The organism is Bacillus sp. FSL R5-0434 (assembly GCF_038004745.1).
Lineage (GTDB): Bacteria > Bacillota > Bacilli > Bacillales > Bacillaceae > Bacillus > Bacillus halotolerans.
Genome location: NZ_JBBORV010000001.1, coordinates 767613 through 794351, shown reverse-complemented (window position 1 = coordinate 794351; position 26739 = coordinate 767613). Strand labels below are relative to the sequence as shown.

Genomic DNA, 26739 nt, shown 5'->3' with positions numbered 1-26739 from the left:
AGGATACCTCTTCTTTCAGATTGTTGACAAAAGCTCAAAACAGTTATCGTTTTGAGCTTTTTGTCATCCTTTCAGTGTGATAGAAAACCCTTGAAATCTAGAAAGGACGAGCATCGGAGGGTAAATTCGTGAGCACCGGCGCACAGTTCTGATTTTTCGACACGCTGTAAAAGAGAGGAATCCACCTCTCCTTTTTTTATGCGGCTTACTTTTTGTATTTCATCACTTGTCCATGTTACATTGGTGTCAATCAAATGATAGGAGGATGAATATGACAACAGCTCAACAGCAGATTCAATTAGCAAGACGTCCGCAAGGGGTACCCGTTCACGAAGATTTCCGCTTTGAAACGATCCCCGTTCCTGAGCCGAAGCAAGGTGAGGTGCTTGTCAAAACACTCTATGTGTCAGTCGATCCTTACATGCGCGGACGAATGCAAGACACGAAGTCATACGTAGAGCCATTTGCCTTAGACGAAGCGCTGTCAGGCGGTGTCATTGCTGAAGTCGTGTCAGACGGAGATAAGCTGAAACAAGGAGAAATCGTAATCGGAAACCTGAACTGGCAGGAATATTCCGCTGTCACCGAGTCCGCCGTGCGAAAAATTGATACAAGTCTCGCTCCTGCTTCAGCGTATCTCGGCATCCTGGGAATGACCGGTTTGACGGCATATTTCGGCCTGCTGGACATCGGCCGCCCGAAAGAAGGCGAAACTGTGGTTGTCTCCGGAGCTGCAGGGGCTGTCGGTTCCGCTGTCGGACAGATCGCCAAAATCAAGGGAGCACACGTCGTCGGTATCGCAGGCTCTGATGACAAAATTGACTACTTAAAGAATGAACTGCAATTTGACGAAGCGATTAATTACAAAACTGCAGATGATATTCAACAAGCGCTTGCTGACGCTTGTCCGAACGGTGTCGATGTGTATTTTGACAATGTCGGCGGGCCGATTTCAGATGCGGTCATGAACCTCCTCAATGAGTTTGCCCGTATCCCTGTGTGCGGCGCCATTTCTTCCTACAACGCTGAAAACGAAGCGGATGACATGGGCCCTCGCGTCCAATCCAAGCTGATCAAAACGAAGGCGCTGATGCAAGGGTTTATCGTAAGCGACTACGCCGACCGTTTTCCTGAAGGTGCAAAACAGCTGGCGGAATGGCTGAGAGACGGAAAGCTTCATTATGAGGAAACGATTACTGAAGGCTTCGAAAACATTCCGGACGCATTTCTTGGCTTATTTAAAGGAGAAAATAAAGGAAAACAGCTGATCAAAATCAGTGATCAAAGCTGAGATTATACCAAAAAAAGGAGGGCTTTCCACCCTCCTTTTATTTTTGAGAATACGTCAATGACGAAGAGTCAAAGTAAAAAATCCATCTTCATCCGGTTCTGTTTCTACCGACGTAAACCCGGCTGCTTTAAAACAGGATAAACTGATTTGATTGTCTTCTTCAATGCAGGCAGCCCATTCACTTACCCTCGCAAAATTGGAATCATCAATAAATTTACGTAATATCGTTTTCCCATAACCTTGAAGATGACGCTGAGGATTTACGATCAATCCAATATACGCCTTATCCTCCACGAACTCAATGATGACCACCCCTGCCGGCAGCTGTTGGTCATATGCCATCATGACAGCATTGTTTGCATCATTAATCACTCGGTCGTACCACTGATGTAATGGCAGCATTCCATCCATTCTCTGCCTGACATTCTCATTCTCAAACCACTTTTCAATAATATTCAGCTCAGACTCCTTCAAAAAACGAAAACTGTCTATCGAAGCCATCTCCTCACCCCGCTCCTATTTTCTTTTATTTTACAGCAAAAAGGAAGGGCGATTCCGCCCTTCCTTTTATTTCGTATTCAGGTTACCGCCTGAATAAACAGCTTCACTCAGCTCCACGCCAAGTTTCTTCGCCATTTTCTTCAGCTTTGATTCTTCCAAACGCGTGACAAGACTCAGCACGTTCCCTTCTTTTCCAGCCCGTCCTGTTCGTCCTGACCTGTGAACATAGCTGTCTTCATCAGGAATATCGGCGTGGATCACATATGGCAGGTTTTCAATATCCAAACCGCGCGCGGCAATGTCAGTTGCCAAAAGCAGCGGGAACTCGCCCTGCTCAAACGCTTTAATGATCTTCGCCCGCTCCATCTTCTTCGCCTCACTGTGAAGGATGCCAAGGTCGACATGATGGTACGCCAGCTTTTCCGCGTACACACTAAGGTTACCGATATCTCTCACAAACACAAGCGCCTGCATGCCATGAAGTCTTGAAAGCTTTTGCAGCAGCTTCACTTTGTCGCGCTGGTCACAGATGATGTATTGATGCTTCACTTTTCCCGCTTCCGCTTTGCTGCGTTCTACCTTCAAAACCTCGGGCTCTTTCGTCATGTCGCGGAGCACGTCTTCTGTTTCTTTCTTCAGCGTGGCTGAAAAACAAAGAAGCTGGCGGTCTCTTAATGTCGTTTTAATGATTTGCTTGATCGTTTCACGATGCTCCGGCAGGACAAGCTGATCGGTTTCATCAAGTACGATCGTTTTTACTTCATGCATCTTGAGTTTTTTCGCTTGAATCAGCTCAAACACCCTGCCCGGCGTCCCGACAATAATATGCGGATGATTCTTTTTCAGCTTTTCGACCTGCTTTTTCACATTCGCTCCGCCGATTAAGGAAACTGCGCGTAATTCTGATCCCGTTTTCCAGTCCTGAATCACCTGAAAAATCTGCATCACCAGCTCACGTGAAGGTGCTAAAATCACCGCCTGCGGATGCTTCTGATCAGGTTTGATGCGCTCCAATACCGGCAGTGCGTAGGCAAGCGTCTTACCTGTTCCTGTCGGCGATTCTGCGATGACATCCTTACCTTCCATGATGAGTTGGGCCGCCTGCTCCTGTACAGGAGTCGGCTTTTCAAAGCCTGAAGCTTTCCAATTTTCTTTGATAAATGATTGTGCATTATGTAAAAATGGCCAAGTTTGCGTCATTTTGTTCTCCTCGATTCCTGAAATCTATTCCATAGTATCTCAAAACAGCGCGCGGAACGCAATTTTTCTTTTTGTTTCCTATGCCTTTCAACAATCGTCTTCCTCCTTTATAATCAAAAGGTGAGAAATACACGCCATACAGCGTGTTCGATAAACGATAGAGGTGTAAACATGAGTATTTTATCTGTAAAGGACTTAAGCCACGGCTTCGGTGACCGGGCCATTTTTAATAATGTATCTTTCCGTCTTTTAAAAGGCGAGCACGTCGGTCTGATCGGCGCGAACGGTGAAGGAAAATCAACCTTCATGAATATTATTACCGGAAAGCTTGAGCCTGATGAAGGAAAAGTCGAATGGTCAAAAAACGTCCGTGTCGGCTATCTGGATCAGCATACTGTGCTTGAAAAAGGAAAATCCATCCGTGATGTGCTGAAAGACGCATTCCATTATTTATTTGCAATGGAAGAAGAAATGAATGAGATTTATAACAAAATGGGCGAAGCAGATCCTGACGAGCTTGAAAAGCTTCTTGAAGACGTCGGTGTGATTCAAGACTCGCTGACGAACAATGATTTTTATGTGATTGATTCCAAAGTGGAAGAAATTGCACGCGGACTCGGCTTGAGTGATATCGGACTTGACCGTGACGTTACTGATCTGAGTGGGGGACAGCGCACAAAAGTGCTTCTCGCCAAGCTGCTTCTGGAAAAACCGGAAATCCTGCTTCTCGATGAGCCGACCAACTACCTTGATGAGCAGCATATCGAATGGCTGAAACGCTACCTGCAGGAGTACGAGAATGCGTTCATCTTGATTTCCCATGACATTCCGTTCTTAAACAGTGTCATCAACCTGATTTATCATGTAGAAAATCAGGAGCTGACACGCTACGTTGGTGACTATCATCAGTTTATGGAAGTCTACGAGGTGAAGAAACAGCAGCTTGAAGCGGCCTACAAAAAGCAGCAGCAGGAAGTCGCAGAGCTGAAGGATTTTGTTGCCCGCAACAAAGCCCGGGTCAGCACGCGAAACATGGCGATGTCCCGCCAAAAGAAACTCGACAAGATGGATATGATTGAGCTGGCGGCGGAAAAACCGAAGCCTGAATTCCACTTCAAGCCGGCCAGAACATCAGGAAAGCTGATTTTCGAAACGAAGGATCTCGTGATCGGTTACGATTCCCCGCTCTCACGTCCGCTGAACCTCCGCATGGAGCGCGGTCAAAAAATCGCCCTTTACGGCGCAAACGGGATCGGGAAAACGACATTGCTGAAAAGCCTGCTTGGCGAAATCCAGCCGCTCGAAGGCTCTGTTGAACGAGGCGAGCACCTCTTTACCGGCTATTTCGAGCAAGAGGTCAAGGAAACAAACAACAATACGTGTATTGAAGAAGTTTGGAGCGAATTCCCTTCGTATACGCAGTATGAAATCCGCGCCGCTCTGGCAAAATGCGGACTGACGACTAAACATATCGAAAGCCGCGTCTCCGTATTAAGCGGTGGCGAAAAAGCGAAGGTCAGATTATGCAAGCTGATCAATTCGGAAACCAACCTGCTGGTGCTCGATGAGCCGACAAACCACTTGGATGTCGACGCCAAGGAAGAGCTCAAGCGCGCCCTCAAAGAATACAAAGGCTCCATTCTTCTTATTTCTCACGAGCCTGATTTCTATATGGACATCGCGACAGAAACATGGAACTGCGAGTCTTGGACGACGAAAGTGCTTTAATGTTACGAAAAAACCCGCCTGGTAAAGGGCGGGTTTTTTACTTCCATTTTTTCTGAACGATTCTCAAAAGCTCTCTGTCTTTTAAAATGAGCTGCAATGGCGATATGAATTCATCAAGTATCAGCTCTTTTTTGGCAGACAGTTCAAGGTCTTCCTCATCAGCCCATGCGGTGAACCACTCGACAGAAAAGCTGTTTTTCATGATGCTGTGTATGTATTGATAGAGCGTCTGTAAACACTTCAAGTCATATGCGTCAGGCTTTGCCTTATGCATGGCAAATGATCCCTCTTCAGCATGAACTATTATTTGATAAGGCAACCGTAAATGCACAGACACATTCTCGGCTTCCTCAAGATAAATGCCCGCCGCGTTAATACCTGACCGGAGCGGATGCCCTTTCCGGGAGTAGCCGGAGGGCTGACTGAAAAAACCGGTTTCTAAAGGCGTTTTAGCAGCTAAATAGTAAAATTGTGTCATCTGGATGTCCTTTCTCGCGTCGATTCCATTATGATTAGATTATAACCGATTGCAAATGGTGAGCCGATTCAATCGAGACTAAAAACATATCCTTGCATGCCATTTCACTTCATAATAGAAGGGGTTAAAAAAATGATAAATGGCTATCTGACGGGAAATACGCTCATACCATTATGAGGGGAAGATTAAGCAAATAAAAAAAGACACTGCACCTTAGCAGTGTCTTTCGTTATTAATGCCCTGCCTTAATTCCGGCAAGATGTTTACGACCTAGCAGAAGCACAAGCATACCGACAAGAACGACAATTCCGCCAACTGTATACGGCGCGCTTGCTGTGAAGTGTTCTGACAGCATTCCCGCAATCCACGGAGCGATCGCGCCGCCGATGAAGCGGACTGAGCTGTAGGCTGAAGAAGCGATTGAACGTTCAACCGGTGCAGAGCCCATGACAGCTGTTGTCATGATCGTGTTGACCATACCAAGGACAGCACCGGCCACAACGATGCATGTAATAATCAACGCCTGATGCTCTGTCCAGATGCCCATGATCATCAGAATGACCGCAAAGGCGATAAAGAGAACAACCAAGGAACGCACTGTACCCAGCGCTTTGTGCACGATCGGCGCCGTAAAGACTGACGTAATCGCCAGCAGAAGTCCCCAGCCAAAGAAAACATATCCAAGGCCGTGTTCATCTAAATCCAGAACGAACGGAGAATAAGCGAGCAAAATAAAAAATCCAAAGTTGTATAAGAAAGCCGATACCGCCATTGTCAAAAGGCCTTTATATTTGAGTGCCTTCATGGCGTCAAATACCCCAACGCGCTTCGCCGGTTTAGGCAATGTCGGCAGCATCAAGGAAATGGCGATTAACGCAATAAACATCAGGACAGATACCCCGAAGAACGGCGCACGCCATGAAATGCTTCCAAGCTCTCCGCCTGCAAGCGGTCCGACGGAAATCCCCAGTCCGAGCGCCGCCTCATACAAAATAATCGCTTGAGCGCTGCCGCCGACAGACACGCCGACAATGACCGCAAGCGCTGTTGAAATAAATAACGCATTACCTAGTCCCCAGCCGCCGCGATAGCCGACAAGCTGAGCAATTGAGCTTGAACTTCCGCCAAGCGCTGCAAAGATAATAATAAAAATAAGTCCGAGAATTAACGTCCATTTTGCACCGATCCTGCTGGAAATGGCTCCTGAGAAAAACATCATAAATCCGGTAACGAGCAAATAACTTGTAAATAAGAGTGATACTTCACTAGGTGAAGCATGTAATTGTGCGGCAATCGCCGGAAGAATAGGATCGACCAGCCCGATTCCCATAAAGGAAATCACACAGGCAAACGCGACAGCCCATACAGCTTTCGGCTGATTCAGCAAACCTGTCTTCTGATTCACTTGTTTTGTATTGTCCATTTGATCTGACCTCCATCTTTATTCCATTAAAAGAAACGCTACAAAAATAGCGTTTACCAAACGTTTTATTCGATTGATTGAATGGCATGCTCCGCTTTGTCTTTCATCCCGTGCAGACGTTCCTTAAAGCTTTGGAATGTGCGGATTTTTTCATCAATCAAATCCAGCTGGTGATTCAGCGTTTCCTGAATTTCCTCCAGCTTCTCTTTCCGTTCCTTTGGATCCAGTGACAACAAATACCCCTCTTTGTTTAACTCAAGCTGGCGGCTGGTTTCCATGAAATGCTGAAGCTCCTGAAGGGAAAAGCCAAGCACTTCCTTTGTGCTGATCACTTTCTCAAGCTCTTCCATATCATCCTCTGAATAAAGTCTAACGCCGCCTTCCGTCCGTTTCGGTGCTGGAATCAAGCCGATTTCTTCATAAAACCGAATGGTCCGCTTTGTAAGCCCGCTTCTTTTGGCAACTTGATCAATCTTCATCCATTCCATGGTAAATCCCCCTTCGCCTGTTCTGTTATTATTATACACCTTTTGGACCTTAACGTAAACGTTAAGTTTTGAAATATAATAAAAAAGACGAGTACATAAAGCACCCGTCTTTCATTATCCTATTTTAAGCTAGGCTCCCTGTCACTGACAAAGACTGCTTTTGCATGCTTTCAGAAAGCAGTCGATACGCGATAACCTTCTTCTTGTACTGTTTCACGACATCGATATGGTCATCGTAGCTGTACACAAACAGCTTTACATCTTTTTTGCCTTTTTTCGTATCTATCACGAGCGGTGTTCCGCCGTTTTCAGGGTATAAATAACGCTCTTCGTCGCCTGGGTAAATATAATATTTCTCCAGGAAGACAGCTTCGTTAAATTGATCGATCATGTGCCTTTTCTCTTCACCCTCGAGCCGTTTTCCATCTAGAGAGAGAACAGCATCTTCGTCGTTCAGCTTGGCGTGAACCTCGAATTTGCTGAGCAGCCATTCTATGACGCCTGTTGGCAGGCAGGTTAATACGATTTTCACCAGACTCATGAGGATTAACATCACGATAGCCCATGTCATACTTCATCATCTCCGTTAGTTTTCCGTGTGCTGCTGACACACAATTCCATCCTATCATAAGCTGGCCGTTTCGTTTTTGTACATTATGTGAAAAAAAGTGCGGTCTGCTGCGGCCGCACTTTTCTAGCTTTCCAGCTCTTCTATCATGAGGGACAATTCCGTCCAGCGATCCATCGCTGTCTCAAGCTCTTCCGCTGTTTTTGCCTGCTCGGCCATCAGCTCTTGAATTTTCCCGAAATCACTGCCCGCCGCGGCGATATCCGCTTCGAGCTGTTCATGCTTTTCTTCAAGCTCCGCAATTTTATCTTCAATGCCGTCCCATTCAAGCTGATCTTTGTAAGAAAGCTTTTTCCGTTTTTTCTTCGGTTCCGCTTCAGCCGGTTTGATTTCTGTTGCGGGTTTTTCAGCCGTTTTTTTCGCTTTGGCCTGCTCCATATAGTCGCTGTAGGAGCCTTGGAACCGTGAAATCACGCCATTTCCTTCAAATACAATCAAACGGTCTACGACGCGGTCAAGGAAGTAGCGGTCATGGGATACGGTGATGACAACGCCAGGGAACTGTTCAATATAATCCTCAAGCACGCTTAACGTTTCTGTATCCAAGTCGTTCGTCGGCTCATCGAGAAACAGCACATTTGGCTCCTGCATCAGAACCTGAAGCAAGTATAAGCGCCGCTTTTCTCCGCCGGACAGCTTGCGGATATAGGTTTGCTGCATGGAGCGCGGGAAGAGAAAGCGCTCAAGCATTTGTTCAGCGGTGACGATATCGCCGTCCTCTGTTTTCACGACTTCCGCTGTTTCTTTCATGTATTCAATCACCTTCAGCTCACCGTTCATTTCACTGTGATCCTGGGTATAGTAGCCGATTCTTACTGTTTGGCCGATCGTAATATGCCCGCCGTCAGGAGTGATTCGTCCGGCAAGGCTGTTTAACAGTGTTGTTTTTCCAATGCCGTTCGGCCCGATGATCCCGATTCGTTCACCTGGTATAACCAGTTCATTGAATCGATCGACAAGCACGTTTCCTCCATAAGCGATCATCACGTTCTCCGCTTCGATTACTTGCTTTCCAAGACGGTGGGAGCCGATCGCAAAGTCGAGCGAGCCGGCTGACTGAGGGCCTTTCTGCTCCTTAAGCGACTCTACCCTGCCGATTCTCGCCTTTTGTTTTGTGGAGCGTGCTTTCGCTCCGCGTCTGAGCCAAGCCAGTTCACGGCGCAGCAGATTTTGCCGCTTCGTTTCTTTTTGCTCGGCCTGCGCTTCCCGTTCCGCGCGCTTTTCCAAAAAGACTTCATAGTTGCCTTTGTAGGTATAGAGACTGCCTCGTTCAAGCTCATAAATGCGGTTTGTCACGCGGTTTAAGAAGTACCTGTCGTGCGTAACCAGCATGACGGCGCCTGGATATTGCGCCAAGTACCCTTCAAGCCATTCAATGGTTTCATTATCCAAATGGTTCGTCGGCTCGTCTAAGATCAGGAGGTCGGCGGGCTGGATTAAGTTTTTCGCAATCGCCACCCGTTTTTTCTGTCCGCCTGAGAGCTCGTTGACAGGCTTTGTCACGTCAGTTACTCCCAGCTTCGATAACACCGTTTTCGCCAAGGTATTCGCATCCCACGCATTGTTTGCATCCATTTTTGCCTGCGCAGCCAGCAGGTGTTTCTGGCGTTTTTCATCTTCCGGGTCTTCTCCCAGTTCATAGAGCGCCTTTTCATATTCACGGAGCGTTCTCATGACAGCCGATTCACCGGAATAAATATGCTCCAGTACAGTTTGTCCAGCAGGCAGCTGCGGGTCCTGATGAAGAAATTCAACATGCACGCTGCCGGATTTGGCGATGTCGCCTTCTTCAACAGATTCCAAGCCGGCAATCACTTTCAGCAGCGTTGATTTTCCGGTGCCGTTCGGCCCGATTAATCCGATTCTCTCATTCTCTTCAATATGAAAGGAGATATGGTCAAATAACGTCTTATCTCCGTATGTTTTGTAAAGGTTCTCCGCTTTTAGTATGCTCATGGTTCCTATCAATCCTCACGTAAGTTCATGTGTACATTTTAAATCAGCCGCTGGAATAAAACTAGTAAAAGAGCAGACAAATTTCATGGAAATACCGGACAGAAAAAAAGACCGGGGACTCTGTCCCCAGTCTCTTACTCTTCTTCAAGCGCTTTTTCTGCCATTTTAGCGAGATGCTGCGCACTGCCTGAGATCTCCTGCATCGTGGCGGAAATCTGTTCAACAGCCGCGGCTTGTCCGTCAGTATGCTGATTAATCGATTCAATCGATTCTTCTAGCCCTTTTAACAGGCTGTGGATTTTTTTCGTGATCTGATCGATCTGGCCGACATTTTCTTTCGAATGCGTCGCAAGCTTTCTGATTTCATCCGCTACGACAGAAAATCCTTTTCCGGACTCCCCTGCCCGTGCGGCTTCAATCGCAGCATTTAAACCGAGCAGATTGCTCTGGTCAGAAATGCCTTTCACGGTTACTGAAATATCAGCGATTTCTCCCGCGCTTTCGCTTACCTTTTTCGCTTGTGAGGAAATGCCCGACATTTGCGATGAGAATCCGTTAATTGATTCAGAAATATCGGAAATGGCCGCAGCCGTTTGTTCAACAACTGCCGATAAGCTTTCCGCTACATCATGAAGCTTAGAGGACTCCTCAAGACTCGTGCCGAGGCCCACTCCCCCAATCACTCTTCCGTTCTGGTCATGAAGCGGGATGGCGCGTGCGATTAATGGAAAGCCGAACAATTCCTTCGGCACCATGCTCGTTTTTTTCTGATTGCTGCGGATCGCGTCTGTGATGATATCCCCTTCCTGCAGCGGATCTCCGGCTTTTACGTTAAGGGAAAAGGTTTTTGCCGGAATATTGACCAGCAATTTCTCCGTATCATAAATGCCGATTGTAATATCATCCTGAACCAGGCTGTTTAAATAAGGGGCTACTTTCACAAATGCGTCTAGAAGATCTGCTGTTTCATTTTCCGTTCTTATGCTCAATTCCAATCACTCCTTTTATTAGTAAGGGAAGCTGCGTTTTTCATGCTGAACCGAAATCCATTTCAGCGTCGTAAATTCTTCAAGACTCCATTCGCCATTTAATCGGCCGAGGCCAGATTGCTTTTCACCGCCGAAGGCCACATTCGGTTCATCATTAATCGTCGTGTCATTAACATGAATCATGCCCGTTTCAATGCGTTTCGCAAAAGCCACGCCGCGTTCAAGATTTGAGGTATGTACGGCTCCGCTTAAGCCAAATGGGGTATCGTTCGCGATATCGACCGCTTCGTCTTCTGAATCAAACTTCATGAAGGAGACGACTGGCCCGAACAGCTCTTCCTTTGCAATGCTCATAAACGGTTTCACGTCTTTTAAGATGGTCGGCTCCACGATCGTCCCGTTAAATCCGCCAAGCTTCACTGGAACAGCCCCTTCTTCAATCGCTTTCTCAACAGATTTCATTAACCCGTCAGTCTGCCTGCTGTTGATTAAAGGTCCGATAATCGTATCAGGGTCCATCGGGTCACCAACTTTCAGCGATTCCACTTTTGCCTGATACAGCTCAAGGAATTGATCATAAATTGATGAGTGAACCAGTACGCGATTAGCTGACATACAAATCTGTCCTTGATGGGTAAATCTGCTGAACACTGCCGCATTGACTGCATATTCGATATCCGCATCTTCAAGCACGATAAAGGCGCTGTTTCCGCCAAGCTCAAGAAGCGGCTTTTTAAAGTGCTTCATCGCGAGCTGGCCGATGTAGCTCCCCACTTTCGTAGATCCTGTAAATGAGATGATCCGCGGCACCGGATGTTCGACAAAGCTGTCACCGATTTCTGTAATGTCTGTGACAACAACATTCAGCAGTCCTTCCGGAACGCCCGCGCTTTCAAAAATCTTCGCAATCAGCGTACCGCCGCAAATCGGTGTTTCTTCGTGCGGCTTCAACACGACGCCATTGCCTGCTCCGAGTGCCGGCGCTACTGATTTCATAGATAAAAAGAATGGGAAGTTAAAAGGACTGATGACACCGACAACACCTGCCGGCACGCGATATAATCTGTTTTCCTTGCCGTCTATTGTAGAAGGAAGAATTTTCCCTTCCATGCGGACAGGGAACGTCGCCGCTTCTTTCATGATATTTTTCACGAGTCCGATTTCAAAAGCTGCTTTCAGCCTTGTGCCGCCCAGCTCTTCCATAATCAAATAAATGATGGCTTCTTCATTCTCTTCGATATACGTTACGGCTTTTTCTAAGATTGCTCTTTTCTCGAATGGGTTGACCGCATCCCATTTTTTCTTTGCCAAAGCCGCTGCCCGGTACGCTTCATCTACATCATCAGCAGTCGCTTTTTGAAAGGATGTGATTGTTTTTTGAGTATAAGGATTTTTGTTTTCCAATACATTTGGGCTGCTGCCCTCCTGCCATTTTCCGCCAATAAATTGCTTGTTTAATTCTTCATATTGAAACATGGTCAGCATCTCCTTTTTAACAGCAAATCAAAATATGGCCAATCTATCATTTCTATCGGTTCACCATCAGCAAAATTCAATATCCTGTTTGTAAAAATTACTATATTATGATACGCCAACGCTTTTTAGCTTCTATCGTTTAAAGCAGAAAAATATATGATTGACGCCGTCAAATTTCGACAATATAATACAACGAGAAATGTATATAATGATTAGAATATTTTGAATTTTCCAGGAGGAACTTTTTATGAGTTCATTATTTAGAAAAAAATCGCTTGAAACATTAAATGCGCAGAGCCAGTCAAAAAGCCTCGCCCGTACTTTAAGCGCATTTGATTTAACACTTCTCGGTATCGGGTGTGTCATCGGCACTGGGATTTTCGTTATTACAGGAACTGTGGCCGCGACCGGTGCCGGTCCTGCCCTGATCTTATCGTTCATTTTAGCGGGTCTCGCCTGTGCGCTTGCCGCCTTCTGTTATGCTGAGTTTTCGTCTTCGATTCCGATTTCAGGAAGCGTGTACTCATACTCCTATATCACACTTGGAGAGCTGCTCGCCTTTTTAATCGGATGGGATCTCATGCTTGAATATGTCATTGCGCTGTCGGCGGTTGCCACGGGCTGGTCTTCATACTTTCAATCGCTGCTCGCCGGCTTTAACTTTCATATTCCGGCTGCTCTGACAGGAGCTCCGGGAAGCTCGCCGGGCGCCGTGTTTAACCTTCCGGCTGCGGTCATTATTCTCATCATCACTGCAATTGTCAGCAGAGGTGTCAAAGAAAGTACACGCTTCAACAACGTGATCGTGCTGATGAAAATCGGAATTATTTTATTGTTCATTATTGTCGGCTTCGGTTATGTCAAACCGGATAACTGGACTCCTTTTATGCCGTTTGGAATGAAAGGCGTCATTGTCAGCGCGGCAACGGTTTTCTTCGCGTATCTCGGATTTGACGCAGTTTCCAACGCTTCAGAAGAAGTGAAGCATCCGCAAAAAAATATGCCGATCGGCATCATTTCAGCTCTGGCCGTCTGCACCATTTTGTACATCACGGTATCGCTTGTTTTGACAGGCATGATGCCTTATGCCAAATTAAATGTCGGTGATCCGGTGTCCTTTGCGCTTAAATTCGTCGGCCAGGATGCGGTTGCGGGAATTATTTCTGTCGGCGCTATCATCGGAATCACAACAGTGATGCTCGCATTGCTGTACGCCCAGGTCCGTTTAACCTTTGCCATGAGCAGAGACGGTCTTTTGCCGGGATTGTTCGCAAAGATTCATCCGTCATTCAAAACGCCGTTCCGCAACACATGGCTGACAGGAATCGTCGCGGCGGGAATCGCAGGATTTATTAATCTCGGCACACTTGCGCACCTTGTGAACATGGGAACGCTTGCGGCATTTACAGTCATTTCGATCGCTGTTATTGTGTTAAGAAAGAAACACCCGGAAATCAAAGCTTCCTTCAGGGTGCCGTTCGTTCCGGTTGTGCCAATCATCAGCGCTGGAATATGCCTTTGGTTTATGTACAGCCTTCCAGGCATCACATGGCTTTCATTTGTTATCTGGATCGCCGTCGGAACGATCGTTTATTTCCTTTATGCAAAAAAACACAGCTTATTAAACAAATAATTGTAAGCCGTCGGTGCGGACATTTCAAACGTCCAATCCGCCGGCTTTTTTCGTTTTTGCGTGTGCTATACTTTGAGTATACATACAGAAAGGAAGACCAGCCTTGAAACCATACCGCACTTTATTATTTGATGTAGATAATACCATTTTGGATTTTACAGCGGCAGAAAAATTAGCGCTGCGCCTGCTGTTTGAAGATCAGAACATTCCGCTTACCGATGAAATGGAATCCCGTTATCAAACAATTAATCAAGGCCTCTGGAGAGCCTTTGAAGGCGGAAACATGACTCGCGATGAAGTGATGACCACCCGCTTTTCCGCTTTGTTCAAGGAATATGGCTATGAAGCAGACGGAGTGCTGCTAGACCAGAAATATCGCCGTTTTCTTGAAGAAGGGCACCAGCTTATGGACGGAGCCTTTGATCTCATCGCAAAACTGGAACAGCATTTTGATTTGTATATCGTGACAAACGGCGTTTCCAGTACTCAGTATAAGCGTCTCAGAGATTCAGGATTATTTCCGTTCTTCAAGGACATTTTCGTTTCTGAAGACACAGGTTTTCAAAAGCCGATGAAAGAGTACTTCGACTATGTGTTTGAACGGATTCCCCATTTTTCAGCGGAGCACACTTTAATCATCGGCGATTCGCTGACAGCGGACATCAAAGGCGGACAGCTCGCGGGAATTGATACGTGCTGGCTTAGCCCTGACATGAATCTCACTGAAACAGAGGTTGTGCCAACGTACCACATTCGTAAGCTTGAAGAGCTATATCATATTCTGAAAATCGAAAACACAATCATCAACTGTTAATGTTTTTTGGCCGGCGGGCGCTGCGTCTTTCCAGAAGGCGTCTTTTTTCCCTTGATAAATCCTTCACCTTATGAATAATATGGTGGTATGCACTGGTGATATATGTTAGGAGGAGAATCATTTGGCTATTGCCGCCCCGCTGAAGGAAAAACCTGTTCAAAAACCCGGCACTACTGTGTATCCGATTTTGTTTATCATTGGAATCTGCCACATGCTCAACGATTCGCTGCAGGCTGTGATACCCGCCATGTTCCCGATTGTGGAACGCTCCATGAGTTTGACGTTCACACAGCTCGGCTTCATCGCTTTTACATTAAACATGGTGTCATCTGTCATGCAGCCTGTCGTCGGCTGGTATACGGATAAACGGCCGCGGCCGTACGCCCTGCCGATCGGGCTGACTGCCAGCATGCTCGGCATATTGGGCCTTGCATTTGCCCCGTCATTTGTGACGATCTTGTGCTGTGTGTTTTTCATCGGATTAGGTTCCGCTATTTTTCATCCGGAAGGCTCCCGTGTGGCTTATATGGCCGCCGGCACAAAACGCGGGCTTGCCCAGTCCATTTATCAGGTCGGAGGAAACTCAGGCCAAGCGATGGCGCCCCTGATTACCGCGCTGATCCTTGTTCCGCTCGGACAATTCGGTGCTGTCTGGTTTACACTTGTAGCCGCGCTCGCCGTTATGTTTCTGCTTTATATTGCAAAATGGTACGCCGCTCGGCTCGGCAGTCTTGCACAGAAGCAGGGCACCCAAAAGAAAGCCGCTGAACAAAACTCGTCTGTCACCAAGTCCGTTATAACCGCTCTTATTATTATTATCTTTTTGATTTTCGCGCGTTCTTGGTATACGAGTGCGATCGGCAACTTTTACACGTTTTACGCGATGGATACATATCACGTAAGCATTCAGCAGGCTCAGAGCTATATTTTCGTCTTTTTGCTGTTTGGCGCTGTCGGAACCTTTCTCGGCGGCCCGCTCGCAGACCGTTTTGGAAAACGAGTTGTCATTCTCGGCTCGCTGCTGTGCTCAGCGCCGCTGGCGATTCTGCTTCCATTTGCCGGACCGGTTCTGGCCTATGGCGTACTCGCTTTGATCGGCTTGGTTCTCATGTCGAGCTTTTCCGTAACGGTTGTGTATGCACAGGAGCTTGTCCCCGGAAAGATCGGCACGATGTCCGGTTTAACCGTCGGCCTCGCCTTCGGTATGGGAGCAATCGGCGCTGTGGCGCTTGGCGCTCTCATTGATGCTGCGGGACTGACCCCGACCATGATTGCCATTGCGTTTCTCCCGATTCTTGGCATCCTTGCGTTTCTTTTGCCGAGCGATCAGAAACTGAGAGAATGGCATAGCTGAAAAAACCCCTGCCGCCTGGCAGGGGTTTTTTAATCAAGCTGTATAAAATGAGTGTCCGGCACCGCGTGCTTCGGGATAAAGCCGTCCGCAAAGTCCGGAAATGCTGCCTGTATTTCGTCAATCCATCTTTTCAGGTTTAACACATACGGCATATAAATCATTTCAATTGTCGCTTCGTCTTCAATGCGGTAATACCAGCAAAGATTAAATTCGTTCTCCGTCACCAATGTGAATCCGGAGAAATGATAGAAAATCAGCGGCGTTTCATCTAGATAAACGCGGCCGTCCTTTTGAGTCACCTTATAGTTTTCTATATTCCAAAGCGCCGTATTGGCTCCGGTTGATTTGACAACATGCACACCCTGATACTGTGCCGGCCACTTCTCCACATACCTTTGATCGCCGTACGTCTTTCTTTTCGTATTCATTTCCACCGTGCAATATTCAATGCAATCCTGTCTCCACTGCCACACCGCTTTATAGGCTTCTTCCGTATTCCGGGCGCCGACAAAGCCTGTGTTAAAACGCCCGGTCCGCTCATAATAAGACATGAACCGCGGCGAGTTGCGGTGATCAGTCAAATACAGTGAAGCCGCCGGATTTTCGGCAAAAATACGCGCTGGATCAGAAAAGAAAAACAGATCGGTATCCATATGGGCATAATAATCGGCGTCATCCCACTGACTCATGACATGGAACAAAAATGCGGGCTTCAGTGTCCAGCAATACTCATGGAACGTTCTATTGCTTTTCGCTTCCAATAGCTCCGGATCTTCCATTTCATGAAGCTGCACAAAGGTGACATGCTCCCATGGCACGTGCTGTAGCAATTCATATGCCTTCTGATCAACACACAGCACATATAAATGAAAATCATCGCAATGCTCATGGAGGGAATGAATCATAGGCATCAGTTTAAAGATGTGCGTCCTTGACACTATTGTTGAAAAATGAAATTGACTCACCATACCACATCCATTTATCTAAGATCCACGTGCAGTAAATCATTGACAAGCGCATACAGTGCATTGGCAAAATCGTTCACGCCAAGCTTCTTCTTCGCTTTTGGCAGAAGCTTTTGAACGGCTTGCAAATCAAAGCTTTTCGCAGTCACCCGCGGTGTTTTTTTCTGCCAATCCGGGTCCAGATTGCGATCCTTCACGACATGGAGCAGCTCAAGAAACAGATGCAGCAGCATGTCGTATTTCTTCGAGTCCAGCAGCTTATGAATATCAGCCATAATCCTGTTGGTCATGTCCGGAGGGAATGGGCCGTTAAAGGCAAGATGAACGTCTAATGACTGAATGTTGTTATATTTGTCGCACATATAGGCAATGTTTGCTCTGATATCGTCTACTGACTGACAATTGCTCGGGTGCTCCTGATGAACGCTGACAATATCGCGGTGCAGCCTGAACGTGAGTCCGGCCTGATGGAGCCTGATCCCAAGATCATAATCCTCAAACCCGTACCGCACAATGCCTTCGTCAAACAAACCGAGATCAGCCACATGCTTTCGTTTTACTGATGAATTGTTTGTGATAAAAAAACGCCACGGCATATGGTAGCCCTTTAAGTCATCGCCGTATTCATCCAGTATCCGCTTCAGCACGTCAATAAAATCGGTATCAAGGTCAAAGCTTTGATCCAGAAAGCTTTCGTTTTTGATATCAGCTTCCGCCAGAAGCTTTTGTTTGTCTTTTTTCGGCATTTCATCATATAATTTTGCGAGCTGCTTCTTATGTTCATCTTCAAAGCGCTCATAATAATAGCTGTAGATCCTTTTCCAAAATAAACCGCACACGACAAGATTCTCTTCGTTTTCATGCGCTTTGATATGCTTTGCCACAAGATCCTTGGCAGCAAGCATATCGCTGTCATGGAATATCAGAATATCTCCTCTGGCATTGCGGACCGCCTGATTTCTTCCGTATGCAATGCCCCTGTTTTCTTTAATCCGTACAAAAATCAGCGGAAAGTCCGCTTGAAACGATTTGAGCATCGAGAGCGTCCCGTCCTCAGAGCCATTATCTGCTACGATGACCTCAAACTCTTCATCGCACTCCTGCTGGTTTAAAGACAGAAGGCTGTTATAGAGGCGCTCCTTTGAATTATATGCAGGAATAATAACGCTTGCTTTCACTTCATTTTCACTTCCTGTATTTAATCATTTATTTGTTATCATCTTTTGAAGCAAAACCGTTAAATTCAGGGTCAAGCGCTTTGATATGCTGAATGATATGCGGCAGGGTCTGCTGGTACAGCTCATGCACAAACGGCAGGTCTGTGCGTGTTGTTTCGTGAATCTGTTTGATTTCATTGATGCTGACGATTCGATATCCGCTGAAATGATAGAAGATCAGCGGGTTTCCATCTTCCAGCACAATTCGGCCATCCTTCCAGGAAAACGTATGCTGTCCGTAATTCCAATGGCCGATGTTCACACCTGGTGTCGTAATGTCACACACATTCGGAAACAGCTCAGACATATAATCCAAATAGCCCTGATCCCCGAATTTCCCTTCACCCGGCGCATTTTTACACTCCTCAAGACAGCGCTCCTTCCACCACTCCAGACAGTCCGTTCCTGCTTTATCATGTTTAAAGCTGATAAAGCCCGAGTTATATCTGCCTAACAGACGCTGCAGCATATCAATTTGCTCTCTTTCAAAGGAAGGGATGATAATATCGCCCCGGGAAAGCAGCACCGAGCAGTCCGGCTGGTTCGAAAATATCGGTGACGGGTCGGTGTAGAAAAATAAATCTCCGTCAATATACGTCACCCGTTCCAGCTCGGGATTGCTGTTCAGCACAGCTTGCAGAAAGATCGGCTTCATCGTCCAGCAGTATTCGCTTTGATCCCGTGTATCCTTCAGCTTCAGGAGCGTTTCATTTTCAAGCGCTGCCACCGGTACAAGTGTCAGCTGCTTCAGATTCAATTTCTGCAATACGCGGTGCGTGTCATCATCCATACAAAGCGTAAAAATGGGGCTGTCTTGATCGACTTGCGCTAAAGACTTAAATAAGGCAACTGCCTGATATAATCTTCCTTTTGATAAAACGGTGCAATAGGCGCTCGTCACGGTATGTTCACCTCATTTCGCGTTACTTTTTGAAGAATTCTGTATACCACGCAATGGTTTTTTCAAGTCCTTCATCAATGGTGTAAGCAGGTGTCCAATTCAGCAGCTTTCTCGCTTTTTCCGCAGATAAATATTGGTGCTTGATTTCATTGCTTCCCTGATTCAGCACCTTCGGCTTTAGATTGCTGTTCATTTTCTTTAATATTTTCTCGACTAACTCAAGTACAGTCAGCTGAATCTCATTGCTGAAGTTAAAGGCTTCCCCGGCGAGATTGTGTTCCTCCATTTTCTCCGCCAGAAGCAGATAAGCCTGAACGGCATCTTCAATATAGAAATAGTCGCGGACAAAGGTGCCGTCGCTGCGGATTTCGGGAGCTTCCCCGTTCAGCACAAGCTGAATCGTCTGCGGAATGATGCGGTTGAAGTTCAAATCCCCGCCGCCGTACAGATTTCCGCAGCGTGTGATACAGACCGGCAGGCCATAGGTGTGAAAATACGTATGGCTGATCAGATCCGCGCAGCTTTTCGATACGTCGTACGGATGCTTGCCTTGCAGCGGCATATCTTCATCGTACGGAAGGTTTTCTTGATCGCCGTATGCTTTATCGCTTGACGCGACAATGACACGCTTGATTAACGGATGCTTCCGGCAGGCCTCAAGAACATTCCACGTGCCGAGAATATTCGCTTCAAAGGTTGAAACCGGGTTGCGGTTCGCTACGCCGACAATCGCTTGTGCAGCGAGGTGAAACACCGTGTCGATTTCATACTCGCCAAGCGCGCGTTCAATCACAGGCAAGTCTTCAAGAGCGCCCTGCACGATGTTCATTTTCTTCACATGTTCTCCCTGATAAAGATTGGACTGAGGCACATGATCTCTGACAAGCCCCGTCACGTTTGCGCCCTGTTCGATCAGCTCTTTCACCAAATAGCTTCCTAAAAGACCTGTACAACCCGTGACAAATACGTTTTTATTTTTCCAGAAACTCAAATCAGTTCACCATACCTTCCATACATGTTGTCCTTGATCCCACAGCTTGTTGACTTCCAAAAGATTTTTATACGTATCGATTGCCGTCCAAAATCCGTAATGGCGATACACGGCAAGTTCACCGTCTTTCGCAAGGTTCTTCAGCGGTTCATCTTCGAACATGGCGTTTCCGTCCTCCGGCAAATAATCGAAAACCTTTGGATTGAGAACGAAAAATCCGCCATTGATGATGCCGTCACTCGATGTCTTTTCAGAAAATGTTTTCGCTATGCCATCCTCAACCGTTAAGGTGCCGAACTGCGAGACTTTATCAATGCCGGTGACAGTCGCGGCAGCCCCCTTTGTCTGATGATAGCTGATGAGATGAAAAAGATTGATATTGGCCAGCCCGTCCCCATAGGTGAGCATAAACGTTTCATCGCCGATGTAGTCCTTCGCCTGCAAGATTCTTCCGGCTGTCAGCGTGTCTTCCCCTGTCTCCAAAAATGTGATTTTCCACGTTTCAGGCTGTCCCAGCATCTGCACCTCTCCTGTAGAACTGTCGAGCGTGAGGCTGTTGTGCTTCCATTCGTAGTTAAGAAAATATTCTTTGATTTTTTCTCCTTTGTAGCCTAAAAGCAGAATAAACTCGTTCACTCCGTAGTACTGATAGATTTTCATAATATGCCATAGAATCGGTTTTCCGCCTATCATGGCGAGCGGTTTAGGAAGTTCATTCGTGACCTCACTCATTCTCGTTCCTTTTCCGCCGCAGAGAATGACCGCTTTCATCTCTACCCCTCATCTCTATGAATATTGAGTTCGAAACCTTGGTACCTCCTTACAATCTATCAAGGCATTTCCCCGATAATTTGTCCGATTCCAATACCGGTTTCAAAATCTACTGTAATGATATGAGAGAGAGGCGGCCTTGGTGACCAAATGGAATCTATTTTTTCAACTTGGTTATGTAACCACACAAAAAAAGAGCCCTGAGCGCGGCAATGCGCCCGCTCAAGGCTCTTCTTTGTCTTATTCGATATCTTTTTCCTTGCCGTAATGATAATCAGAAGGATCAACGGCTTTAAAGTCACTGAGTTTGTGGAATCTCAGCAAGTCTTTGTAAAGGACACTGTCTGAAAGCTTCAGCTGCTGTGTCACTCTCGTTTTCAGGTTCTTCGTATCTTCATTCGCTTTTACTTCTTTACCTGTCTTCGTATCATAGATAATATTGTCGACAGATGTGTACTTCGGCGTTACAAAGTCGCCGTTTCTAAACGCCACTGTGTCGTCGTGGTCTTTAGAGAATAAATCGGTACCGAAGTTGATATATTTCTCAGAATCAATACCTTGCAAGTGAAGAAGTGTCGGCATGACGTCAATTTCGCCGCCATACGTATGGTTCACTCCGCCTTTTTTGCCAGGAATGCGGATCATCAGAGGCACACGCTGGTTTTGTGCGTTTTGATAATCTGTGATCTCTTTTCCGAGAATTTCTTTCATCGCGCGGTTATGGTTTTCAGAAATCCCATTGTGGTCACCGTAAATCATGATGACTGAGTTGTCATACAGACCTGCTTCCTTCAGTTCCTTGAAGAATTGCTCAAGGGACTCGTCAAGGTAACGGGCAGTCTGGAAGTAGCTGTCGACTGTATTATCGCCAGTCGTCGCTTTCTTAATCGTCGCGTCTTTTTCATCCAAGTTAAACGGATAATGGTTTGTCAAGGTAATCAAATGCGCGTAAAACGGCTTTTTCAGAGATTCAAGTTTTGGAATCGATTCTGTAAAGAACGGCTTATCCTTGAGCCCCATATTAATAATGTTTTCTTCTGACATGTCATACGTGCTTGCGTCGAAAAATTTGTCATAGCCGATATGTTTGTAAATCTGATCGCGGTTCCAGAACGATTTGTAGTCACCGTGCAGGACGGCGCTTGTATAGCCTTCCTTCTGATCCAAAATCGCAGGAAGCGACTGGTATGTGTTTTCGCCTTTTGTTACAAATGCGGAGCCTTCCGGAAGACCGAAGATCGAGTTATCCATTGTCAGCTCGGCATCAGATGTTTTACCCTGACCTGTCTGATGGAAGAAGTTATCGAAGTACGTGACGTCTTCGCCGCCGTGGGCCAGTTTATTTAAGAATGGCGTAACTTCTTCACCGTTCAGCTTGTAATCAATCAGGAACGACTGGAAGCTTTCCAGGTGAATCTTAATGATGTTTTTGCCTTTGGCAGAACCAAAGTACTCAGCGTTCGGCTTCGCGTAATGTGACGTCGTGTAATTCTCGACACTTGTCAGATCATCGCTGCTTGCATACGCTCTTTGCGTTTCTGTTTGAGCCGTCTGCACACCGTCATAAATGGTGTAATTGTAAAGACCTAAGTATTTTACGATATAATTGCGGTCAAATGTTCTTGTCAGCAGCTGCGGGCGGTCTTTTTCCGCAAAATGCAGGTTGATGAAAAACAGTGCGACCCCGGAAAGGATCACCAAAGACGCAAAACGTTTTTTCATTTTGAATCCTTTGAATTCAGGTCTCCAGATCAGTACCGCAATCAAGATGATAATATCTAAGAAATAGAAAATATCATGACCGGCCATGATGCTGAAAATACCGTCTCCCATGTTTCCGACGTTGCCGGACTGTTTAATGTTCGGGAACGTTAAGAAATCATCAAAGAAACGATAGAATAAAATATTTGCATATAAAATGAACGTCATCACAAAATCAATAATCAGCATGATAATAGCCGATTTTCGCCCTTTCGCAAGCAAAGCCAGTCCTAAAAAGAAGACGGCGCTTGAGAACGGGTTAAACACCAAAAGGATTTCTTGGGTTGTGCCTTTTACCCCAAGGTTAAACTCTGTTTTGTAGGATAAATACGTTTTTGCCCAAAACAGTATAACAGCCAACACAAAAAAGCTAAGTTTGTAAGAAAAAAGTTTCTTCATGGCAACCTCTACTTTCTTAAACACTTTAAGTCTTTATTTACTTTTACCTTCTCTTTTATCCTGTCTTTCAATTCCTTCTTTCCAAACAAAATCAAGGCATCACACAACAAATAAATATACCGCGCTATACCGGGATATTTACGTTTTGCACCATACCATTTCTATTACACCTATTTCAAACCAAACACTGGACGAAAGAAGCCCTCAATTCGTTTCACTTTTTTTCTCGTAAATAAAAAAGGTTTCTTTTGTCATGCCCGCTTTTGGAAAAAAAGAAATAGATACCGAGTATAAGAATAACATAAACTAGCAAAAACGAGAAATAGGTCTTAAGGACAGCCCGCCCATCAGGCGGACTGTGGTTATTGTATGCACAGACGTTTAGCGAGATCACATTTTTTTAAAAAGGACATAACAAAAGGACTGGATCTTTCCAGTCCTTTGTAAAAACAATCAAATCCCTGACCAGACATCCTTTGCATACATGCCTGTTTCCTGCAGATGTTTGAGCCAGTTTTGCGCTTCTTCTTCACTGGTGCCATGAACAGACTGATATGCGTTTTGCAGCGCGGCCTCCACATCAGGCGCCATCCTGCTGCCGTCACCGCATACATAAAGCCGGCCGCCGCGGTCGAGGATCGAAATTAAGGTTTCCGCATGTTCCGCCATGAGGTGCTGAACGTACGTTTTCGGTATGCCTTCTTTACGGGAATAAGCCGTGTGCACAGTAACAATTCCGTCTTGTTCAAACTGCTTAAGCTCATCCCGGTAAATAAAATCGCGGTCATTTCTGCAGCCAAAATAAAGATGGGCTTCGCCGAGCGTTTTTCCCTCGCGTTTTAAAGCTGACCGAGCTTGCAGGAATCCGCGGAATGGCGCAACCCCTGTTCCCGGCCCCACCATGATGATTGGTGTTTCAGGGTCTTCCGGGAGCTGAAATCGGGATTCCGGTGTGCGGACAAACATCACGACATCATCTCCCGCCTTCCGCTCCGCCAAGTCATTCGATGCCACTCCGCGATATTCGCCGCGGCCGCTCCAAGCCGGCCCGCGCACAACGCCTACAGTTATCGAGGCTTGTTCCGGATTCACCCGCGGAGAGCTTGAAATCGAATAATACCGCGGTTTTAACGGGCGTAAAAGCTCTAAAAACCGTTCAAACGGCATTTCACATGCTTCATATTGTTCGAACAGATCCAGCATGGAAATCCGTTTTTTCAAAATTTGTTCCTGATAAACGCCCTCTTCTGTCATATCTTCCAATTCACGTTTATGAGGCGGACAGACGGTAAATGCGGCCAGCTCGCGTATTTGCGCCCTAGTTGCCGCTTCCTGCACCTCGACGCTGTAGCTGAGCAGATCATGCAGGCTGACAGGCCGATCCAAAGGCAGATGCCCGGAGCTGCGCCCGCTTGCCGTCAGTGTAACTTGGTCAGTTCCTTTTAAGCCGAATCTGTGAAGAATCCGGCTGACATTTGTCCGGCTGTTCCTTGGCAGAACGCCAAGGTGATCACCTTCCCGGTATTCGACGCCAGAAGGCAGCGCAATTTCAATATGGCGGGTGCTGCGCCCACTGTCTGCGGACTGGAGTTCACGATTTTCCGCAATGGATGCGTGAACCGCTTCATACGACCGGGCTAATGGGGATTCTCCCAGCCCTCTGACAAACTGAAGGCTCAGCGTGCTTCTCTCCTTATCAGCGTTTTCATTAAGCTCGAGTCCGAAGGCTTTGATGGCGTCCGACCACATGCTTTTTTTCCACTGGTCAAGCTGTCCTTCAAAATCACCGCTCACATCGCCCTCTCCGCGTGCAGAAAAACGGGTCGCCCCTTTTTCCGCTAGCTGCTCGTCAATCGTTCGGGGTACGTACTGATACGTGCTTGCCCAGTTATGATCTCCGCAGCCAAACACCGCATAATGGACACCCTCAAGCTCACCCGGCTGTATTTCTTCAAGCCACTGCACAAACTGCCCCGCATTGCTTGGCGGTTTTCCATTGTAGGAAGAGGTGACGATCACAACGGCTCCCTCTTTCGGCAGTTTTCCAATCTGATCGTTCAAGGGCGCAACCTCAGTCCTTACGCCGTGAAGACTGGCTGTATCTGCAAGTTCCCGGGCGACGCCTTCCGCAGTGCCGGTATCAGAGCCGTACAGTACGAGAAGCGGCCGGTTGTTGAGACCGATAACCGATGCACTTTTCGTTTCCTGTTTGCCCTTTTGTTCATCGTTGTGCGCCGCTTTTTCCTCCGACGGGACACCGGCATGAATCGCTTCCTGATTTCGCGTTTGAACCCGGATGTGAAAATCACCGGGCTTAAGTGTCAGCGTTTGCTTGATATCAAGCTCATAATTCTCATGATCAATCAAAGTGAAATATTTTAAAATCATGCCCAGCACAAGTGTAGCCTCATGCAGGGCGAACTGCATGCCAATACAGGCTCTCTGTCCATTCCCGAACGGCTTGTAAGCATGATGAGGCACTTGGTCCTGATGTTCGAACCGTTCTGGACGGAATTCCTCAGCATCCTCTCCCCATGCGTCTTGATCGCGGTGAAGCTGCGGAATCAAGACAGAAATTCTGTCCTTGGTTGTGATCGGATATTTTCCGCCAATGACCGTATCTTCCTTCGGATAAAGGCTGAAAGCCGGAGCCGTCGGCCATAGACGCAATGATTCATTTAAAATCATCCGGATGTATTTCAGGTCAAGCACTTGTTTATAGGTCGGCGCTGCATCCGTCAGCACCCGGTCGACCTCTTCATACGCCTTTTTCAATTTGTCGGGATGCTTCAATAAAAAGTAGATCGCAAACGAAAGCAGACCGCTCGTTGTTTCATGGCCGGCAATTAAAAATGTAATGATCTGAAAACGGATGTTTTCATCATCAAGCTTTTCCCCGGTCTCCGGATCTTCCACCTTCAGCATCCGGGCGAGCAAGTCTTTTTCATCCTGGTCCCCATCCGCCTTGCGCTCTGCAATAATGCTGTCGACTAACGAAAACATCGTTTGAATATCGTGGTGGAATTGGCGCTTTGTTCTGACCATGAGTTTATCTTGAACATCAAGCCGCTGCATCTGGTGCATCGCTTCATCCAGCGCGCGCACCATGCTGTTGATAAACGGATGAGGCGTTTCTCTGTAGTAGCTGTTAAAACGATAGTTAAATCCGCATAACCCGATCGTGTCCAGCGTCAGCCGGGTCATATCCGCAGGGACGTCGACTGCTTCATTCGGATTGAGCCTGGCCCACTTTTGAATCAGCTGAACAGCGATATCGACCATTTTTTCATGATAATCCTTCATGGCCCGCTGGCTGAACGTCGGCATCAGAATGTTGTGCGCTTTTCTCCAGTTGGGCTCATGCGTCCAGCTTGTAAACAATCCGTCACCGGAAAACGCGCGAACTTTTTCCAAAGCGCCTTCAATGCTTTTATCGAAACGCTCTTCATCACAAACTTCTTTCACGAGTTCATGGCCGGACACCACAATTGTCGTGCCCGCCGGTGTGTGAATTTGAAAAATGGGGCCTTGCTCTTCCGCCAATTTGATCAGTGACAGGGTCGGTTTATCTTTATCAATTAAAGGAAGATTGCCGAGCGGTCCAAACGTCTTCGGCTGAGGAATCGGGCTTGTTTCCTTCATCGAACCATTCCTTTCCGTATGTAATGCTTTCTATCTGACTACATTTCCCTTTCATGGTGACGATTATTCCATTTCTCTGATTGACGCCTGATCATTGTTTTTTCTATACTTGAGAAGCTGTACAATACGCAAA

20 protein-coding genes and 1 pseudogene are annotated in these 26739 nt (G+C 46.7%); 5 read left to right on the top strand and 16 right to left on the bottom strand.

The window, feature by feature from the left end; genetic code table 11:
• Positions 1-271 precede the first annotated feature (271 nt).
• Positions 272-1291, top strand: a complete 1020-nt coding sequence (locus NYE43_RS04045; protein WP_341061006.1) for an NADP-dependent oxidoreductase — start codon at positions 272-274, stop codon at positions 1289-1291.
• A gap of 54 nt (positions 1292-1345) precedes the next feature.
• Here the strand turns inward: NYE43_RS04045 and NYE43_RS04040 are convergent, their stop codons facing one another.
• The gene (locus tag NYE43_RS04040; RefSeq protein ID WP_326323454.1) at positions 1346-1792 is read right to left on the bottom strand and encodes a GNAT family N-acetyltransferase; all 447 of its coding nucleotides are present in this window, start codon (positions 1790-1792) and stop codon (positions 1346-1348) included.
• A gap of 66 nt (positions 1793-1858) precedes the next feature.
• Complete coding sequence (locus NYE43_RS04035; protein WP_326323453.1) at positions 1859-2992, bottom strand: DEAD/DEAH box helicase; 1134 nt, start codon at positions 2990-2992, stop codon at positions 1859-1861.
• Positions 2993-3163: 171 nt separating this feature from the next.
• On the opposite strand from NYE43_RS04035, the gene NYE43_RS04030 reads away from it, so the two are divergent.
• Positions 3164-4720: an ABC-F family ATP-binding cassette domain-containing protein gene (locus tag NYE43_RS04030; RefSeq protein WP_326323452.1), complete on the top strand. Its 1557-nt coding sequence runs from the start codon at positions 3164-3166 to the stop codon at positions 4718-4720.
• A 120-nt stretch (positions 4721-4840) separates the two neighbouring features.
• On the opposite strand, the pseudogene NYE43_RS04025 reads toward NYE43_RS04030, so the two are convergent.
• From NYE43_RS04025 to yfmT, 7 genes and pseudogenes are all read right to left on the bottom strand, one after another.
• Positions 4841-4994, bottom strand: a pseudogene (locus tag NYE43_RS04025) (hypothetical protein).
• Between the two features lie 436 nt (positions 4995-5430).
• A complete protein-coding gene (locus tag NYE43_RS04020; RefSeq protein WP_341060999.1) occupies positions 5431-6621 on the bottom strand; it encodes an MFS transporter in 1191 nt (396 codons plus the stop codon).
• Between the two features lie 65 nt (positions 6622-6686).
• Positions 6687-7109, bottom strand: coding sequence for a MerR family transcriptional regulator (locus NYE43_RS04015; protein WP_024120538.1), 423 nt, complete (start codon positions 7107-7109; stop codon positions 6687-6689).
• A gap of 124 nt (positions 7110-7233) precedes the next feature.
• Positions 7234-7680, bottom strand: a complete 447-nt coding sequence (locus NYE43_RS04010) for a YfmQ family protein (RefSeq protein ID WP_044163571.1) — start codon at positions 7678-7680, stop codon at positions 7234-7236.
• 123 nt (positions 7681-7803) lie between these two features.
• Positions 7804-9693, bottom strand: a complete 1890-nt coding sequence (locus NYE43_RS04005; protein ID WP_185848186.1) for an ABC-F family ATP-binding cassette domain-containing protein — start codon at positions 9691-9693, stop codon at positions 7804-7806.
• Between the two features lie 134 nt (positions 9694-9827).
• On the bottom strand, positions 9828-10232 hold the full coding sequence (locus tag NYE43_RS21690) for a methyl-accepting chemotaxis protein (RefSeq protein ID WP_369888597.1): 405 nt from the start codon (positions 10230-10232) through the stop codon (positions 9828-9830).
• Between the two features lie 468 nt (positions 10233-10700).
• A complete protein-coding gene (gene yfmT / locus NYE43_RS03995) occupies positions 10701-12158 on the bottom strand; it encodes a benzaldehyde dehydrogenase (RefSeq protein ID WP_188323613.1) in 1458 nt (485 codons plus the stop codon).
• Positions 12159-12405: 247 nt separating this feature from the next.
• Between yfmT and NYE43_RS03990 the strand changes: the two genes are divergently transcribed.
• The 3 genes from NYE43_RS03990 (at position 12406) to NYE43_RS03980 (ending at position 15959) form a co-directional block, all read left to right on the top strand.
• The gene (locus NYE43_RS03990) at positions 12406-13791 is read left to right on the top strand and encodes an amino acid permease (RefSeq protein WP_286109177.1); all 1386 of its coding nucleotides are present in this window, start codon (positions 12406-12408) and stop codon (positions 13789-13791) included.
• A gap of 103 nt (positions 13792-13894) precedes the next feature.
• Complete coding sequence (locus tag NYE43_RS03985) at positions 13895-14605, top strand: YjjG family noncanonical pyrimidine nucleotidase (RefSeq protein WP_101860598.1); 711 nt, start codon at positions 13895-13897, stop codon at positions 14603-14605.
• 121 nt (positions 14606-14726) lie between these two features.
• Positions 14727-15959: an MFS transporter gene (locus NYE43_RS03980; protein WP_339236125.1), complete on the top strand. Its 1233-nt coding sequence runs from the start codon at positions 14727-14729 to the stop codon at positions 15957-15959.
• 29 nt (positions 15960-15988) lie between these two features.
• On the opposite strand, the gene NYE43_RS03975 is transcribed toward NYE43_RS03980, so the two are convergent.
• The 7 genes from NYE43_RS03975 to NYE43_RS03945 form a co-directional block, all read right to left on the bottom strand.
• Positions 15989-16924: a hypothetical protein gene (locus NYE43_RS03975; RefSeq protein WP_339236122.1), complete on the bottom strand. Its 936-nt coding sequence runs from the start codon at positions 16922-16924 to the stop codon at positions 15989-15991.
• Positions 16925-16938: 14 nt separating this feature from the next.
• Positions 16939-18102, bottom strand: coding sequence for a glycosyltransferase family 2 protein (locus tag NYE43_RS03970; RefSeq protein WP_024120529.1), 1164 nt, complete (start codon positions 18100-18102; stop codon positions 16939-16941).
• Between the two features lie 28 nt (positions 18103-18130).
• Positions 18131-19042 (bottom strand): putative nucleotide-diphospho-sugar transferase, encoded by a 912-nt coding sequence (locus NYE43_RS03965; protein ID WP_024120528.1) that lies wholly within the window; start codon positions 19040-19042, stop codon positions 18131-18133.
• Positions 19043-19064: 22 nt separating this feature from the next.
• Entirely contained in the window at positions 19065-20033 is a 969-nt protein-coding gene (locus tag NYE43_RS03960) for a GDP-mannose 4,6-dehydratase (RefSeq protein WP_024120527.1), read from the bottom strand.
• 6 nt (positions 20034-20039) lie between these two features.
• A complete protein-coding gene (locus NYE43_RS03955; protein ID WP_024120526.1) occupies positions 20040-20804 on the bottom strand; it encodes a glucose-1-phosphate cytidylyltransferase in 765 nt (254 codons plus the stop codon).
• A 240-nt stretch (positions 20805-21044) separates the two neighbouring features.
• Positions 21045-22964 (bottom strand): lipoteichoic acid synthase LtaS1, encoded by a 1920-nt coding sequence (gene ltaS1 / locus NYE43_RS03950; protein WP_024120525.1) that lies wholly within the window; start codon positions 22962-22964, stop codon positions 21045-21047.
• Between the two features lie 453 nt (positions 22965-23417).
• Positions 23418-26606 (bottom strand): bifunctional cytochrome P450/NADPH--P450 reductase, encoded by a 3189-nt coding sequence (locus tag NYE43_RS03945; RefSeq protein WP_341060994.1) that lies wholly within the window; start codon positions 26604-26606, stop codon positions 23418-23420.
• Positions 26607-26739: the final 133 nt, after the last annotated feature.